Below are 14,666 nucleotides of genomic sequence, written 5' to 3'. Positions count from 1 at the left end.
GAAAGACATTGTTCAACAACAAAACCCTTATGATCACTGGTGGCACCGGTTCCTTTGGACAGACGGTGCTAAAGCGTTTTCTGGATACGGATGTCAAAGAGATCCGCATTTTCAGCCGGGATGAAAAAAAACAGGAGGACATGCGCATTGTTCTAAATCACCCCAAGCTGCGGTTTTACATCGGCGATGTGCGCGACGAGACAAGCTTGCGGCAGGCCATGAAGGGTGTGAACTACGTTTTCCATGCGGCGGCATTGAAGCAAGTTCCGTCCTGCGAGTTCTACCCGATGGAGGCCTTGCGCACCAACGTAATGGGCACTGAAAACGTGCTGAATGCAGCGACTGATGCGGGTGTTGAGCGTGTGGTGGTCTTGTCCACCGACAAGGCGGTCTATCCAATCAACGCCATGGGTATTTCCAAGGCGATGGCCGAGAAGGTGATGGTCGCCAAAGCCCGGCTGCAGCAACTTGGAGAGACCGTCTTTTGCGCCACGCGCTACGGCAACGTGATGGCTTCGCGTGGATCTGTCATTCCGCTTTTTGTATCGCAACTCAAGGAGGGGCGGCCGCTGACAGTCACCGACCCGAACATGACCCGTTTCCTGATGTCATTGGAAGACTCTGTGGACCTGGTGCTGTATGCCTTCACCCATGGTCAGCAAGGTGACATTTTTGTGCAGAAGGCGCCTGCCTCAACCGTGGGAGACCTTGCACAAGCACTGAAAGAACTGTTTGGCCATCCCGAAAAGCAGACGCAGGTGATTGGAACGCGGCACGGTGAGAAGCTTTACGAATCGCTGATATCGCGTGAGGAGATGGCGCACGCCATCGACATGGGTGGTTACTACCGCATTCCTGCCGACAACCGCGACCTGAACTATGCCAAGTACTTCAGCGAGGGTGAGACCGATATTTCCACGCTGGACGATTACACCTCGCACAACACCAAGCGTCTGAACGTTGAAGAGGTCAAGTCCTTGCTGCTGACTCTGGACTACATCAAGGACGAGTTGCATGCTTAAAGTCATGACCATCGTCGGCACCCGGCCAGAACTCATCAAGATGAGTCGGGTGATCGCCGAATTCGACCGCCACACCCAGCATGTGCTGGTACACACCGGCCAAAACTACGACTACGAACTGAATCAGGTTTTCTTTGACGATCTGGAAATCCGTAAACCTGACCACTTTCTGGAAGCTGTGGGAGACAACGCGGCGCAAACCATTGCAAGGGTGATCGAGAAAGCCGACGAGGTGTTGGCCACTGAGCAGCCGGACGCTGTGATGCTGTATGGCGATACCAACTCCTGCTTGGCGGTAATTGCGGCAAAACGGCGGAAGGTACCGGTGTTCCATATGGAGGCAGGTAACCGGTGTTTCGACCAGCGCGTACCCGAGGAACTCAATCGCAAGGTGCTAGACCACCTGAGCGACATCAACTTGGTGCTGACCGAGCATGCGCGGCGCTATTTGATAGCGGAGGGCATCCGACCTGAAACGATCATCAAGACCGGATCGCACATGCGTGAAGTCTTGGATCACTACATGCCCAAGATCCAGGCCTCTGACGTACTCCAGCGTATGCAACTTGAGCAAGGGCGTTACTTCATCGTCAGTGCGCACAGGGAAGAAAATGTGGACTCGGAGGAGAACCTTCGGGACTTGCTGGTTACCCTGAACGCACTGGCAGAAACCTACGATGTGCCTGTGATCGTCTCGACCCATCCCAGAACCCGCAAGAGGCTCGACGCCCTGTCGGGAGTGGAACCTGATGCCAGAATTCAATTCATGAAGCCATTTGGCTTCTGTGACTACATTCGGCTGCAGATGGAGTCGTTATGCGTGATTTCCGACAGCGGAACGATCACAGAAGAAGCGTCTTTGTTGAATCTGCCTGCCATCACGATTCGCAATGCACACGAGCGCCCTGAAGGGATGGATGCCGGTACCCTGATCATGGCGGGCCTGACAAAAGACCGTGTCCTGGATGCGGTTCGAATCACAGTGGCGCAACACACTCGTGAGAAAGCCGCTGCACGCCCCGTGCAGGACTACGAAAACCCTTCGGTTTCCAAGCAAGTGCTTCGCATCGTGGAAAGCTACACCGATTACGTGAACCGAACGGTGTGGCACAAGGCCTTGTGAACCCATGACAACGTTGGTGACGGGCGCGAACGGGTTTGTTGGTTCTGCGCTTTGCGCAAGATTACGTAAAGACGGTACGCCTGTGCGAGGAGCCGTGAGATCGTCGAATGCGCGGCCCGGTGGAACTGAGGGCGTCACGATTGACGGCCTCGCTTCGGACACCGACTGGTCGGAAGCCCTGAAAAACGTGGAACAGGTCGTGCACTTGGCCGCTCGCGTGCACGTCATGAGCGACAAGAGCTCGGACCCATTGGCAGAGTTTCGTCGCGTGAATGTCGAAGGCACAGCTGCTCTTGCACGCCAGGCAGCGGTCGCGGGGGTGAGGCGCTTTGTTTATCTAAGCTCAGTCAAGGTGAACGGTGAATTCACGGAAGCGGGGCATCCGTTCACTGCAGATGATGCGCCTGCACCAGAAGACCCCTACGGCGTCTCCAAGCACGAGGCCGAGCAGCTGCTCCGACAGATTGCCGCTGAAACGGGCATGGAGGTAGTGATCATTCGGCCGCCTCTGGTGTATGGACCGGGCGTGAAAGCCAACTTCGAGTCCATGATGCGTTGGTTGGCGCTCGGTGTGCCGCTGCCACTGGCTGCTGTGACACGCAACCGCCGCAGCCTGGTGGCGCTGGACAACCTGGTGAACTTGATCGTGACGTGCTTGCACCACCCTGCAGCAGCCAACCAGACATTCCTGGTGAGTGACGGTGAAGACCTTTCAACGGCACAGCTGCTCAAGCGTATGGGTTCCGCGATGGGGCACCCGGCACGTCTGTTTTACCTGCCACCTGCACTGTTGCAGCTGGGGGCGACCGTATTGAATAAGCCGGGTATATACCAGCGCCTTTGCGGCTCATTGCAGCTAGACATTACCAAAACCCGCCAGCTGTTGGACTGGACTCCACCGGTGTCGGTGGATGAAGGGCTGCGGCGTGCCGCTGAAGGCTTTCCCCCATGAAGCGTTTATTTGACTTGATTGTGGCGTTGGCGGCGGCAGTGTTTCTTGCACTGCCGATCATGATGACGGCACTGGCCGTTCGTCTGACTTCGCCAGGACCCGCTCTTTACTGGAGCGACCGTGTGGGCCGCCACAACCGAATTTTCATAATGCCCAAGTTCCGCAGCATGCGCATCGACACACCAGCGGTGGCCACGCACTTGCTGCAGAACCCTGAACAGTGGCTCACACCCATCGGCTCTTTTTTGCGCAAATCCAGTCTGGACGAATTGCCCCAGTTGTGGAGCATCCTGAAAGGCGACATGAGCTTCGTAGGCCCCCGCCCGGCGCTGTTCAACCAAGATGACCTAATTGCGCTGCGCACAGAAAAGGGCGTGCACGAACTGGTGCCCGGCCTGACCGGGTGGGCGCAAGTCAATGGAAGGGATGAACTGCCGATTCCTCAGAAGGTGCAGCTGGATGTGGAGTATCTGGAGCGCGGATCGTTGCTTTTCGATATGAAGATACTTTGGTTGACAGCGTTGAAGGTTCTGGCAAGGGATGGAGTGTCACATTGAAGAAAAACACAGATCATCTTGAGGACTCAGGACTCAGGACTCAGGACTCAGGACTCAGGACTCAGGACCCAGGGGGATGGACGCCATGAAACAGCCTCTGTTTAAGCTGGCCGTCCCCATCCTGGCCTTGCCACGAGCAGCGAAGCGATTCGTCGCTTTGTCGGTCGATCTGGGCCTCTGCGTCCTGACCGTTTGGTTGGCTTTCTATCTGCGGCTGGGGGAGTTCGTTGCCTTGTCTGGCACCGCGTTGTGGGCGGTGGCTGCCTCAGTAGGCATAGCCCTACCCATCTTTGTGGTGTCTGGCCTGTACCGCGCCATCTTCCGCTACAGCGGCTGGCCAGCCTTGCTGGCTGTTGCCCGCGCAGTGGGCATTTACGGCTTGCTCTATGCCTCCATCTTTATGGCCATTGGCGTGGCCGGGGTGCCCCGCACGGTGGGCATCATCCAGCCGATTCTGTTGCTGTTGTTCGTGGGTGCATCGCGTGCGCTGGCCCGGGTCTGGCTGGGTGATCAGTATCTGAGCATCCTCAAGCGTGCTTCCCGCCCCAAGGTGCTGATCTACGGCGCAGGCACCACCGGCCGCCAGTTGGCTGCTGCCATGGCCAACAGCCACGAAATGCAGGTGGCGGGGTTCTTGGATGACGACGACCGCCTGCATGGCCACGTACTCAACGGCCAGCCCATTTACAACCCGGCCGACCTGGACAACCTGGCCACCACGCTCAATATCAGCGACGTGCTGCTGGCCATGCCCAGCTTGAGCCGCAAGCGCCGCAACGAGATCCTGAGCCAGATCCGAAGTGCTCACGTGGCCGTGCGTACCCTGCCCAGCGTGACCGACCTGGCCCAGGGAAAGGTCAGCATCTCGGATTTGCGGGAACTGGACATTGACGACTTGCTCGGCCGCGAACCTGTAACGCCCAATCACATCCTGCTGGTCAAGAACATCGTGGGCAAGGTGGTGTTGGTGACGGGCGCGGGCGGCTCCATTGGCAGCGAACTGTGCCGCCAGATCCTGGCGGTGAACCCCGCCAAGCTGCTGCTGATCGAGCAGAGCGAATTCGCCCTGTACGCCATTCACCAGGAACTGGAAGAGAAGCTAGCTGGGCTGGACGGCGTTACGCCACCCGTTCTGGTGCCTCTGCTGGCCTCGGTGCAGGACGATGACCGCATGCGCGAGATCATGTCCACCTGGCACCCGGACACGGTCTACCACGCCGCCGCCTACAAGCACGTACCGTTGGTGGAGCACAACCCGGCCGCAGGCATCAAGAACAACGTGTTGGGCACACTGCGTACCGCCCAGGCCGCGGCGGAAAACGGCGTGGCCGACTTCGTGCTGATCAGCACCGACAAGGCCGTGCGCCCCACCAACGTGATGGGGGCCAGCAAGCGCTTGGCCGAAATGGCGCTGCAGGCGCTGGCGGCCCACCAGGCGGGCAAACCAAGTGGTACCAAGTTCAGCATGGTCCGCTTTGGCAACGTGCTGGGCTCGTCGGGTTCGGTGGTGCCAAAGTTCCGCCAGCAGATACGCGACGGCGGGCCCATCACCCTCACGCACCCAGAAGTCACGCGCTACTTCATGACCATCCCGGAAGCGGCTCAGCTCGTCATCCAGGCCGGCGCCATGGCCAAGGGGGGTGATGTGTTTGTGCTGGACATGGGCCAGCCCGTGAAGATCATGGACCTGGCCCGGCGGATGGTGGAACTCTCGGGCCTGACGGTGAAAGACGAACAGAACCCCGAGGGCGACATCGAGATCGCCGTGACCGGCCTGCGCCCCGGCGAGAAGCTCTACGAAGAACTACTGATCGGCGACAACCCCAAGCCCACCGTGCACCCCCGCATCATGAAGGCCCACGAAGAGTTCATCCCCTGGGCCGAATTCGAGGCCAAGCTCACCGCCCTGGAAATGGCTCTGAACGTGAACGACGTGGGCGTGATCCGCCTGATGATGCAGCAACTGGTGGCCGGATACATCCCCAGCGACGACATTGTCGACTGGGTGTACTTGGAGCAAGAGGCTGAAGCAAAGGCGATTGCATGAAGACCAATGTTCATCACTTGGTTGGTTGGAAGTTGTTTTGCGCGAAGTGTCGCGAGGGGGAGGACAGGTTTTGCCCGGTGGCCACTAGACGGCAACTGAACCGCTTCTACGCAAGGTATCGCTTGGCTACACACTTTGAAGCCGTGCATGCACATGGGTACAGCGAAAAGGCACTGCGCGGCTACACCGCTGGACTGCGTTTGCTTGCGGCTTACAGTGCCGCCGAACTGCTTGGCGAAGCCATTGGGAGCAACGTTACATCTTGGAAGATCCCCGATTCCGCCTTGGCGGCAGCGTTACGAAAAGTTCTGTTTCGACCTTCTGCGGATTCCAAAGGACTGTTCGCACAAGAAGGATTGCGAAAAAAGCTCCAGCTGTTCATGGACGGTGATATTGATATCCGCATTCCTGCTACAGCTTTACGTGTCATGGTGGCCCACGGAAGCTTCACGCCGACAGGAACGGACTCCCTGACAAAGGCGGGTGCCGAAGCGCTACAGCGACTGTCTGATGTTTTACTGCAGGAGTGCGAGCGGCGTTTTGGCGCCTGGTTGCATGAGATGCTGGCGCAGCGTGATGAGGCCGCATGACTCCGCGCGCTTCCGCACCAACCCGCAGGCGTTATTGAGGAAAGTTCGATGGAGTGCTAAACTCCACCACCAAAATTCAACGCCCAACTGTTCTCAGTTGGGCTTTTTTGTTGCCGGATTTCGCGACGCCACGCGGGTCAGAACAACCGGTGTTGGTCACCCGCATGGGTTCTGATGCGAGCAGGTCAGAGTCAAACTGACTTGCCCTCATTGACGGCAGCGGTGTGGCGACACCTGGGAAAGTTGGCGCAGCCGAGGAAGGGGCGTCCTGCGTTGGGGCCTGATTTGGCTGTGCGCTGAATCAGTGCCCCGCCGCATTTCGGACAGGTGGTGGTGCTGCTGTGGCGCTGTTGCAACGACGCGATGTGGGCGTTTCGGGTAGCCCAAGTCTTGGGCAGCATCCCGGTACGAAGCGCCTCGATCAACTGGGCCACTTCCTCATCCGAGAACAGCACGGTCTGCTTGCTCTGGATGTAGGTCGCGTAGCCCTCGGTCATCACATTGGGTGGCATCTGGGTTTTGAGCTGCGCCTCGCCCCAGAACATCACGACCGAATGCAGCTTGTCGTGGTCGACGCCCAGAAACTCGGCCAAGACTTTGGTGTGCCGATAGTTCTGGTGCAACGGGTTTTGAAACTGGTGCTTTTTGTCGTAGAGGCTCTGGGTCCACTGCTTGCCGTGCTCGTCGCCAAAGATCCAGCCGTTCATGTTTTTGGCCTCGACGACAAAAAGACCGAAGCGCGAGACGATGACGTGGTCGATTTGCGTGCTGCCGTTGGCCGTCGGAATCGTCACGTTGTTGATCGGGTGATAGATCTTGTCGTCTAGGAACAGCCGGTGCGCCAGCGCCCCCTGCGCTTCTCCCAGCCAGCCTTTGAACACCGACAGCAATGACATCTGCACTCCTTTGGGGTCTTGTGACGGCATCGATGATGCCAAACGATCCAGTTCAGGCCATCTTTACTCGTCGATGGCACCAGCGGGGTTGGGCTTGGTGGCTGCGCCAGCCTGCAAGCCAGCAAAAGCGCGCGCCACGGCTTGCACGATGGACGGCCAGATGCCGGGTTCGGCCAGCAAGGGCAGCTCCTTGGCCAGCACATTCGACAACTGGCCTTGATTGGCCTCGATCGAGCGAATGACGCGATCGATCTGCGCGTCAGGCATCTCGACGATGTCCTTGATCGCCGCCCGGGCCCGGGTGTGGCTGCGCAGGTAGCGCGACTGATTGCGCATGTCCACCCGGATGGTGCGCGCCAGCACATCGGCCAGATAGACCACGTGGGGCGTCAAATCCAGGTAGCGCCAGACCGGCCGCGCCACCGCCTCACCCGTGAACACGAAATTCGATCGAATGCCGTCGGGGTAAAGCGTCTGTTGCGGGCCAAACGCGTATGCCCCAGACAGAGCGCCCATCAGCGGGCTCGAGACCGTATCGAGGATGCGGTCGTATGCGCGCCGCTCTGCAGCGTCGCTGGTGATCAGCGACGAGAGCGGCAGGATCATCGGCTCTTTGACGACCCCGTCGCGGCGCAAGGCGTCGTTGACCAAAAACCGATGCACGCGCCCGTTGCCATCGGCCAGCGGGTGGATATAGACAAAACCAAAAGCCAGCACGGCACTGCGCAGCAGCGCCGACTGGCCCTGGGTGCGCTGCCAAAAGGCGCTGAGCCCGTCGAGCATGGCCCGTACCTCGTCTGCCGGCGGGGCCACGTAGTGCACCAGCTCTTGGTAACGGTGCACCTCACCCACAAACACCGGCGACTGGCGGATGCCGCAGCGCTGCAGCGTGGTGCGCTGGCCCAGAATCTCGGACTGCAGCTGCGCCAACGCGGCCTCGTCGAGTGGCAAGGCCCCCTGTCCGGTGCGCCGCGCCAGCACATCGGCAAAGCGCTGGATGCGATCGGCTTGATTGGCCTCACCCTCGATGGCAAAGCTCGATTTGCTTTCGCGCAGCGTCATCCAGACCGCCGAGCGCACGAGCAGATCTTCCCCAAACTCGAGTTCGAGCTCGTGCAGCAAGTGCGCAATATCGATCGCCAGCGCTGCCGCAAAAGCCCCGGTCTTGCGCACGATGGGGCAAAAGGCGGGCGTTCCGGGCAGGTTGTCGCGCACGCGCCAGCGGCGGTTGGGTGCAGAGCACTCGGGGGTTGCGGCCACCAGTTTGCGCGCATCGAGCACGTCCACATAGGGGCCGGCGATGGGCAGGCGCACATCCAGTTGACGCCCGGTGAGCCATTCGTACAAAAAACCCGCCTTCCTAGCGTATAGGCCACTGGGTTCGGCCTCAATCCAGCGCACCAGTTCGCCTGCATCGACCTGCGCGCACAAGCGCCAGAGCAGTTCCAGGTGCAAGACCTCGTGCTTGAGGTGGAAGGTCAGATGCCCACGCAAATCCGCGCTGGGCCGCATGGTTTCGACAAAGGTCTCGGTCTGGGTGCCATCGGCCAACTGCACCGTGGTGCGCCGGCCTCCGATGCGGCTGTGCAGCGCCAAGGGCATGACGAGCTCGAGGCCATATCGAGCCACCAACCAAGCGCCCCCGAGCAGGTTTTGCGTTTCCATGGCCGATTATGCGCAAAAAGGTGCTTGGGCGCTCAAAAACATGTTTACAAGCAGGAAGTCGCTCAAAAATATTACAGTGGCCGCTGGGGGGGGAGTCGGCACATGTCAACCATGGTGTAAACTGTCAACCAAGTCGTCAACCAAGCAATGATCGGAGTCTAGCAGTGAGCCAGAGGATGTCGAACGCGCCGGTGTACTACGCGCTCGCGCAGGCGCGCTTCAACCCTGTTGCCGCGATGTCCAAGTACGTGGATCAGATCCAGGATCGTCTGCGGCGCGAGGGCTATCCGTTGTTCGAGTCGCAACAGGTCACGCACTTGGTTGTGCCGGGGCCCGGCCTAGCGCTGCAAGCAGAGCCGCAGGTTGCGCAGGCGCCTCAGTGGCTCCTCACCCGCGGTGATCGAACGGCTGGGTTCATTCTCGCACCGTCGGCCATCACCTACCACACCACCCACTACGATACGCACAATGTGTTCATCCCGGAGTTGCTGCGCGGCTTGGCGGCCGTGCATGAGGTGGCAACCCTCGAGCACGTCAGTCGGTTGGGCCTTCGCTACCTAGATGCCGTGTGGCCTCGCGCCGGTGAGAGCCTGGAGCAGTATCTCGTCAGCGGATTGCATGGGTTCGAGTTCAATGCCGAGCTGCGCTACGGACTGACGGAAGCCGTCTTTGGCACGGACTCTGGCCCACTGGTGCAGACCGGGACGCTCGTGACCCGGGTGCACAGGATGGCTGCTCCCTTGGGGTTCCCGCCGGACATGCAGCCCAACGGCTTGATGATCGATCCGAAATTCGATCTGAAAGAGCCTTGGGCGCACGCGGTCATCGATACAGACCATTTTGTCGAAGGCCGCATGCCGATCGATCTGGACAAGCTGGGTGAGCAGTTGCTCTCGCTGCATGCGACCATCAAGTCTGCCTTCGGAGCGACGACGACGGATCATGCACGCGCCGCGTGGGCCTGAACCAGACTAAACAGACGCCATGTACACCTCGACCCCGTCTTCCAATCGAACGGTGCCGCTCGCCTCGCCTATCGGGGCCGCTGCCACAGCCTTTGCGCTGATCGGCTTTGCAGCGGGTGGCAGTGGCAGCGTTTTCGATATCTCTCACGCTAGGGAATGGCGCAGGATGTTGGAGGCGCGCGTTCCCATCCACATCGATGTGGGGATGACTGACGACAGCCAAGAGCAACGCCCTGACCTGCGGTCTGCCTCTGAGCACCTCGGCAACATCCGCCAGGTGTTGAACTCGGCCATCGCCGATCTGGCCACGGTGTTCGGCGTATCCAGGCAAGCGGTCTACAAGTGGATCGGCGGCGAGGCAACACCCGAGCCTGACAAGTTCGAGCGGATTCGCGCCCTCAGTCATGCCGCCGACGCTTTCCGAGACGCCCGAGTCGCCCGTGCGCCTTCCATGCTGAAGATGAAGGCCTTTGAGGGCCGGTCCCTGATGGATCTCGCTGCTGCCGGGCAGCTCTTACCATCGCACATCCAGTCGCTGATCGCCGAAGCCCAGGCTATGGATGCGGCCTACGACCGATCAGGCTTGGCGAAGTCGAAAGCGCAGCCCTCGGATGATTGGCGTACCGAGATGTCCATTCCCGGGTCCCTCGAGCGATAGGATTGGGGGGCGATGGATGCTGCCGCGCGATACCGACTGGCGACAGGGCGATCTTCTAAGCTGCGAGGCCGCTGCTGCATTGGAACTGGTCAGCGCGAACGACCAAGGGCGCCGCGTCATCGTCATCACCCATGATTGCGACTTTTGGAGCAAGGTTTATGGGAAGCGTTTTAGCCTTCCTGCGCAGAAGTGGGGCGAACGGGCAGAAATTGCCACGAAATTGCCACCAGGCTGCACTGGAAATGAAAGAGCACCCGCTTGATGATCTCTTAATCAATTGATTTGCAGGGAAATTTCTGGTCGGGGTGAGAGGATTCGAACCTCCGGCCTCTACGTCCCGAACGTAGCGCTCTACCAGGCTAAGCTACACCCCGTGTGTGGACTGTGCACCTTGCAACGCACCCCGTGCCTAGGCGGCGGTTTGTGCTAAGAGCGGCGCTCCAGCAGTGCAGCCGCCCATTGTATCAAAGCCTCGCGGCCGGGGCTGGTCGGTAGGGTTTGGGCGGCGGCGATGGCGCGCTGGGCTTGGGCTTGGGCAGCCAAGCGCGCGTCGGCCAAGCCGCCGCTGCGGCGCACGATTTGGATGATCTCGGGCAGCTGGGCGCTGTTGCCTTGCTCGATGGCGGCGCGGATCAGGGCCGCTTCGCTGGGGCTGCAGCGTTGCAGGGTGCAGATCAGGGGCAGCGTGACCTTGCCTTCGCGCAGGTCGTCGCCCAGGCTTTTACCCATTTCATCGACTTCGCCTTCGTAGTCGAGCACGTCGTCGATGACTTGGAAGGCGGCGCCGAGCGACTGCCCGTAGTCGGCGCAGTGGGCTTCGGTGGCGGCGTCGCTCTGGGCCAGGATGGCGGCTAGGCGGGCGCTGGCTTCAAACAGTTTGGCGGTCTTGGCGCGGATCACGCGCAGGTAGGCGGCTTCGTCGAGCGCGGCGTCGTGCATCTGCATCAGCTGCAACACCTCGCCCTCGGCGATCACGTTGGTGGCGTCGGCGAGCACGTCCATGACGCGCATCAGCCCGGCTTGCACCATCATCTGGAAGGCGCGCGAGTACAAAAAATCGCCCACCAGCACGCTGGCGGCGTTGCCAAACAGGTGGTTGGCGGTGTCGCGGCCGCGGCGCAGGGCCGACTCATCGACCACGTCGTCGTGCAGCAAGGTGGCGGTGTGGATGAACTCGACCACCGCCGCTAGGCTGTGGCGGCGGGCGTCGGTGCAGCCCAGCGCTTGGCACATCAGCAGCAGCAGCGCCGGGCGCACCCGTTTGCCGCCGGCGCCGATGATGTATTCGGCCACCTGGCCCACCAGCAACACCTCGCTGCCCAGCTGTTGGCGGATCACGCCATCGACCACTTGCATGTCATCCGCGACCAGCGCCAGGGCAGGAGCAGGGGAGGCGGTGGCAGGGGTGTGGGTGGCGGAAGGGGGCACGGCGCTCAATGAATCGGGTGCTTTGCGTAGCGATGAAAATATAGTCAGGATTATAAAGAGGCCCTCAGGCCTGATTGAACGGTGCGGCTAAAGCCGATCTGTGCTATCATGGCGGTCTTTGCCAAAAACAGCTGCCTGCGGGTGGTGTTGCTTTGGCTGCTGGCGCTTTAGGTCCGTAGCCAGCGGGGTGGATGCAGCTTTGGGCTGCAGTCGGCTCAAAAGACGAATCATGGACCGGGTTTGCGAGGAGGCTGGGCGCCCGTGCCGGGTGCTTGGCCGTTTGAACTCGATGGAGTAATTCTACATGGCGAAGAAAATCGTCGGCTTCATCAAGCTGCAGGTGCCAGCTTGTAAGGCCAACCCCTCCCCCCCGATCGGTCCGGCGCTGGGTCAGCGCGGGCTCAACATCATGGAGTTCTGCAAGGCCTTCAATGCCCAAACCCAGGGCATGGAGCCGGGCTTGCCGCTGCCGGTGGTCATCACCGCGTTTGCCGACAAGAGCTTCACCTTCATCATCAAAACCCCGCCGGCCACGACGCTGATCAAAAAATCGATCAAGCTCGACAAAGGCTCGCCGGTGCCGAGCAAGCAAAAGGTCGGCAAGATCACCCGGGCCCAGCTCGAAGAGATCGCCAAGACCAAGATGAAAGACATGAACGCGGCCAGCATCGATGCCGCTGTGCGCACCATCGCCGGCTCGGCCCGCTCGATGGGCGTGATCGTGGAGGGCGTGTGAGATGGCAAAGCTGAGCAAAAAACAAAAAGCGCTGCAAGGCGTGGTTGACTCCACCAAGCTGTACCCGGTAGCCACCGCGCTGGGCATGGTCAAGCAGCACGCCACGGCCAAGTTCGATGAGTCCATCGACGTGGCGGTGCAGCTGGGCGTGGACGCCAAAAAATCCGACCAAGTGGTGCGCGGCGCCGTGGTGCTGCCCAACGGCACCGGCAAGACCAAGCGCGTGGCGGTGTTCGCCCAAGGCGCCAAGGCCGACGAAGCGCGCGCCGCGGGCGCCGACGTGGTGGGTTTTGACGACCTCGCCGCCGACGTCAAGGCCGGCAAGCTGGACTTCGACGTGGTGATCGCCTCGCCCGACGCCATGCGCGTGGTGGGTGCGCTGGGCCAGATTCTGGGTCCGCGCGGCCTGATGCCCAACCCCAAGGTCGGCACCGTGACGCCCGACGTGGCCACGGCGGTGCGCAACGCCAAGGCCGGGCAGGTACAGTTCCGGGTTGACAAAGCCGGCATCGTGCACGGCACCATCGGCCGGCGCTCTTTCGACGACGCCAAGTTGCTGGGCAACCTGCAAGCCCTGCTCGAGGCCCTGAACAAGGCCAAGCCGGCTTCGTCCAAGGGTCAGTACCTGCGCAAGGTGGCGATTTCGTCCACCATGGGCCTGGGGGTGCGGGTCGAGGTGCCCTCGATCGCGGCGGTGCAAGCGGCCTAAATCCGGGCGGCTGTGCCGACACAAAATTCCCGGTTGCTGCGGCGCCCCCTCGGGGGTGCGGCGGTGGCCGTGGGTGGTGGGTCTGGGGGCGCGCAACGCACCGCCAGAGTCATCCAGGACCGCTGGTGCGCGGCCGGGCTTGCCCGGGTTGCGCTTAATTTCTGCACCGAAGCCAGCGCAGATGGCGATCCCGCCGCGAACGGAAAATTTTTTCCCGCAACGGTTGGTCGCTGCAATCAGGTGCATGGCCAAGGGCGCAAAGCCCGCAACCATGCTTTTTTGAGGAGTTGACCTTGAGTTTGAACCGCAGTGAGAAGCAGGCCGTCATCGACGAGGTGGCGGCGCTCGCAGCAAAAGCTCAAACGCTCGTGATGGCGGAATACCGTGGCATCAAGGTCGCCGACCTGACCCAGTTGCGTGTCAAAGCCCGCAGCGAAGGTGTGTTTCTGGGGGTTCTCAAGAACACCCTGGCACGCCGCGCAGTGGCTGGCACCGGCTTTGAGGCAGGCGCCGACCAGATGTCCGGGCCGCTGATCTATGGCTTTTCCCAAGACGCCGTGGCCGCCGCCAAAGTGGTGGCCGACTTCGCCAAGACCAACGACAAGTTGGTCATTCGCGGTGGCGTGTTTGCCGGCAAAGCCCTGGACGTCAATGGCGTGAAGCAACTGGCCAGCATTCCCCCCAAGGAAGTGCTGTTGGCGCAGTTGCTGGGCTTGATGCAATCCCCGATCTCGCGCACTGCGCGCGTACTGGCCGCCGTGGCCGAGAAAAAAGGCGAGGCCGTGGCGGCCTAAGCGCCCCCTTAGCCCGACCCCAACCGTTTGTTAGGAAATTTGAAAATGGCATTCGATAAAGACGCATTTCTGACCGCTCTCGACAGCATGACGGTCATGGAACTCAACGAGCTGGTGAAAGCCATCGAAGAGAAGTTTGGTGTGAGCGCTGCCGCCATGGCCGCTCCCGCTGCGGGCGGTGGCGCTGCCACGGCCGCCGTGGCCGAAGAGAAAACCGATTTCGACGTGGTGCTCAAAGAAGCTGGCGCCAACAAGGTGTCGGTCATCAAGGCGGTGCGCGAAATCACCGGCTTGGGCCTGAAAGAAGCCAAAGACCTGGTCGATGGCGCGCCCAAGACGGTCAAGGAAGCCATGCCCAAGGCCGACGCCGAAGCCGCCAAGAAAAAGCTCGAAGACGCGGGCGCCAAGGCCGAGCTCAAGTAAGCCGTTGCCTTCAAAGGCTGGAGAGCCCCTCAGTGGGCTTTCCAGCCTTTTTGCGCTCGAGGTGGTTGCGGTGGTCGGCACCGCCCTCGAGCGTCAGAGCG

16 protein-coding genes and 1 tRNA gene are annotated in these 14,666 nt (G+C 60.9%); 13 read left to right on the top strand and 4 right to left on the bottom strand.

The genetic code is table 11. The annotated features are described in order from the left end of the window. Positions 1–8 precede the first annotated feature (8 nt). The 6 genes from ACVMK0_RS09735 to ACVMK0_RS09710 all read left to right on the top strand — a co-directional run bounded on the left by ACVMK0_RS09735 (position 9) and on the right by ACVMK0_RS09710 (position 6,291). Positions 9–1,022, top strand: coding sequence for a polysaccharide biosynthesis protein (locus ACVMK0_RS09735; protein ID WP_476464678.1), 1,014 nt, complete (start codon positions 9–11; stop codon positions 1,020–1,022). Next, complete coding sequence (gene wecB / locus ACVMK0_RS09730; RefSeq protein WP_476463670.1) at positions 1,015–2,145, top strand: non-hydrolyzing UDP-N-acetylglucosamine 2-epimerase; 1,131 nt, start codon at positions 1,015–1,017, stop codon at positions 2,143–2,145. Before ACVMK0_RS09735 ends, wecB begins: the two co-directional genes overlap by 8 nt. A 4-nt stretch (positions 2,146–2,149) precedes the next feature. Then, positions 2,150–3,097, top strand: coding sequence for a UDP-glucose 4-epimerase family protein (locus tag ACVMK0_RS09725; protein ID WP_476463669.1), 948 nt, complete (start codon positions 2,150–2,152; stop codon positions 3,095–3,097). Next, positions 3,094–3,654 (top strand): sugar transferase, encoded by a 561-nt coding sequence (locus ACVMK0_RS09720; RefSeq protein ID WP_476463668.1) that lies wholly within the window; start codon positions 3,094–3,096, stop codon positions 3,652–3,654. The genes ACVMK0_RS09725 and ACVMK0_RS09720 overlap by 4 nt, the downstream gene beginning before the upstream one ends. 85 nt (positions 3,655–3,739) lie before the next feature. Then, on the top strand, positions 3,740–5,701 hold the full coding sequence (locus ACVMK0_RS09715; RefSeq protein WP_476463667.1) for a polysaccharide biosynthesis protein: 1,962 nt from the start codon (positions 3,740–3,742) through the stop codon (positions 5,699–5,701). Further along, positions 5,698–6,291 (top strand): hypothetical protein, encoded by a 594-nt coding sequence (locus ACVMK0_RS09710; RefSeq protein ID WP_476463666.1) that lies wholly within the window; start codon positions 5,698–5,700, stop codon positions 6,289–6,291. Before ACVMK0_RS09715 ends, ACVMK0_RS09710 begins: the two co-directional genes overlap by 4 nt. Before the next feature lie 191 nt (positions 6,292–6,482). On the opposite strand, the gene ACVMK0_RS09705 is transcribed toward ACVMK0_RS09710, so the two are convergent. Both ACVMK0_RS09705 and ACVMK0_RS09700 read right to left on the bottom strand, forming a co-directional pair. Continuing rightward, positions 6,483–7,187, bottom strand: coding sequence for a nuclease-related domain-containing protein (locus ACVMK0_RS09705; protein WP_476463665.1), 705 nt, complete (start codon positions 7,185–7,187; stop codon positions 6,483–6,485). A gap of 63 nt (positions 7,188–7,250) precedes the next feature. Then, positions 7,251–8,852: a Fic family protein gene (locus tag ACVMK0_RS09700; RefSeq protein ID WP_476463664.1), complete on the bottom strand. Its 1,602-nt coding sequence runs from the start codon at positions 8,850–8,852 to the stop codon at positions 7,251–7,253. A gap of 176 nt (positions 8,853–9,028) precedes the next feature. On the opposite strand from ACVMK0_RS09700, the gene ACVMK0_RS09695 reads away from it, so the two are divergent. The 3 genes from ACVMK0_RS09695 to ACVMK0_RS09685 are packed head-to-tail and all read left to right on the top strand — an operon-like array spanning position 9,029 to position 10,737. After that, entirely contained in the window at positions 9,029–9,817 is a 789-nt protein-coding gene (locus ACVMK0_RS09695; protein ID WP_476463663.1) for a TIGR04255 family protein, read from the top strand. A gap of 19 nt (positions 9,818–9,836) precedes the next feature. After that, a complete protein-coding gene (locus ACVMK0_RS09690) occupies positions 9,837–10,475 on the top strand; it encodes a hypothetical protein (protein ID WP_476463662.1) in 639 nt (212 codons plus the stop codon). Between the two features lie 16 nt (positions 10,476–10,491). Continuing rightward, a complete protein-coding gene (locus ACVMK0_RS09685) occupies positions 10,492–10,737 on the top strand; it encodes a hypothetical protein (protein WP_476463661.1) in 246 nt (81 codons plus the stop codon). Positions 10,738–10,772: 35 nt separating this feature from the next. Here ACVMK0_RS09685 and ACVMK0_RS09680 read toward each other — a convergent pair. Both ACVMK0_RS09680 and ACVMK0_RS09675 read right to left on the bottom strand, forming a co-directional pair. Continuing rightward, a tRNA-Pro gene (locus ACVMK0_RS09680) sits at positions 10,773–10,849 on the bottom strand. Positions 10,850–10,901: 52 nt separating this feature from the next. Next, complete coding sequence (locus tag ACVMK0_RS09675) at positions 10,902–11,831, bottom strand: polyprenyl synthetase family protein (RefSeq protein WP_045536695.1); 930 nt, start codon at positions 11,829–11,831, stop codon at positions 10,902–10,904. A 376-nt stretch (positions 11,832–12,207) separates the two neighbouring features. Between ACVMK0_RS09675 and rplK the strand changes: the two genes are divergently transcribed. From rplK to rplL, 4 genes are all read left to right on the top strand, one after another. Beyond that, a complete protein-coding gene (rplK, locus tag ACVMK0_RS09670) occupies positions 12,208–12,639 on the top strand; it encodes a 50S ribosomal protein L11 (protein ID WP_476463660.1) in 432 nt (143 codons plus the stop codon). A 1-nt stretch (position 12,640) separates the two neighbouring features. Further along, positions 12,641–13,348 (top strand): 50S ribosomal protein L1, encoded by a 708-nt coding sequence (rplA, locus tag ACVMK0_RS09665; protein ID WP_045536691.1) that lies wholly within the window; start codon positions 12,641–12,643, stop codon positions 13,346–13,348. 293 nt (positions 13,349–13,641) lie between these two features. Continuing rightward, positions 13,642–14,142 (top strand): 50S ribosomal protein L10, encoded by a 501-nt coding sequence (gene rplJ, locus ACVMK0_RS09660; RefSeq protein WP_045538006.1) that lies wholly within the window; start codon positions 13,642–13,644, stop codon positions 14,140–14,142. A gap of 45 nt (positions 14,143–14,187) precedes the next feature. Then, on the top strand, positions 14,188–14,565 hold the full coding sequence (gene rplL / locus ACVMK0_RS09655) for a 50S ribosomal protein L7/L12 (RefSeq protein WP_045536689.1): 378 nt from the start codon (positions 14,188–14,190) through the stop codon (positions 14,563–14,565). Positions 14,566–14,666 lie beyond the last annotated feature (101 nt).

Source organism: Serpentinimonas sp. SSL01 (assembly GCF_056323735.1).
The sequence above is the reverse complement of the archived record's forward strand: the minus strand, read 5'-3'. Positions and strand labels throughout refer to the sequence as shown.

What these genes read in the sequence shown, in the direction of transcription:
- wecB (WP_476463670.1), top strand. Translation starts at nt 1,015, where the DNA reads ATGCTTAAAGTCATGACCATCGTCGGCACCCGGCCAGAACTCATCAAG.
- ACVMK0_RS09725 (WP_476463669.1), top strand. Translation starts at nt 2,150, where the DNA reads ATGACAACGTTGGTGACGGGCGCGAACGGGTTTGTTGGTTCTGCGCTT.
- ACVMK0_RS09720 (WP_476463668.1), top strand. Translation starts at nt 3,094, where the DNA reads ATGAAGCGTTTATTTGACTTGATTGTGGCGTTGGCGGCGGCAGTGTTT.
- ACVMK0_RS09715 (WP_476463667.1), top strand. Translation starts at nt 3,740, where the DNA reads ATGAAACAGCCTCTGTTTAAGCTGGCCGTCCCCATCCTGGCCTTGCCA.
- ACVMK0_RS09710 (WP_476463666.1), top strand. Translation starts at nt 5,698, where the DNA reads ATGAAGACCAATGTTCATCACTTGGTTGGTTGGAAGTTGTTTTGCGCG.
- ACVMK0_RS09705 (WP_476463665.1), bottom strand. Translation starts at nt 7,187, where the DNA reads ATGTCATTGCTGTCGGTGTTCAAAGGCTGGCTGGGAGAAGCGCAGGGG.
- ACVMK0_RS09700 (WP_476463664.1), bottom strand. Translation starts at nt 8,852, where the DNA reads ATGGAAACGCAAAACCTGCTCGGGGGCGCTTGGTTGGTGGCTCGATAT.
- ACVMK0_RS09695 (WP_476463663.1), top strand. Translation starts at nt 9,029, where the DNA reads ATGTCGAACGCGCCGGTGTACTACGCGCTCGCGCAGGCGCGCTTCAAC.
- ACVMK0_RS09690 (WP_476463662.1), top strand. Translation starts at nt 9,837, where the DNA reads ATGTACACCTCGACCCCGTCTTCCAATCGAACGGTGCCGCTCGCCTCG.
- ACVMK0_RS09685 (WP_476463661.1), top strand. Translation starts at nt 10,492, where the DNA reads ATGCTGCCGCGCGATACCGACTGGCGACAGGGCGATCTTCTAAGCTGC.
- ACVMK0_RS09675 (WP_045536695.1), bottom strand. Translation starts at nt 11,831, where the DNA reads ATGCAAGTGGTCGATGGCGTGATCCGCCAACAGCTGGGCAGCGAGGTG.
- rplK (WP_476463660.1), top strand. Translation starts at nt 12,208, where the DNA reads ATGGCGAAGAAAATCGTCGGCTTCATCAAGCTGCAGGTGCCAGCTTGT.
- rplA (WP_045536691.1), top strand. Translation starts at nt 12,641, where the DNA reads ATGGCAAAGCTGAGCAAAAAACAAAAAGCGCTGCAAGGCGTGGTTGAC.
- rplL (WP_045536689.1), top strand. Translation starts at nt 14,188, where the DNA reads ATGGCATTCGATAAAGACGCATTTCTGACCGCTCTCGACAGCATGACG.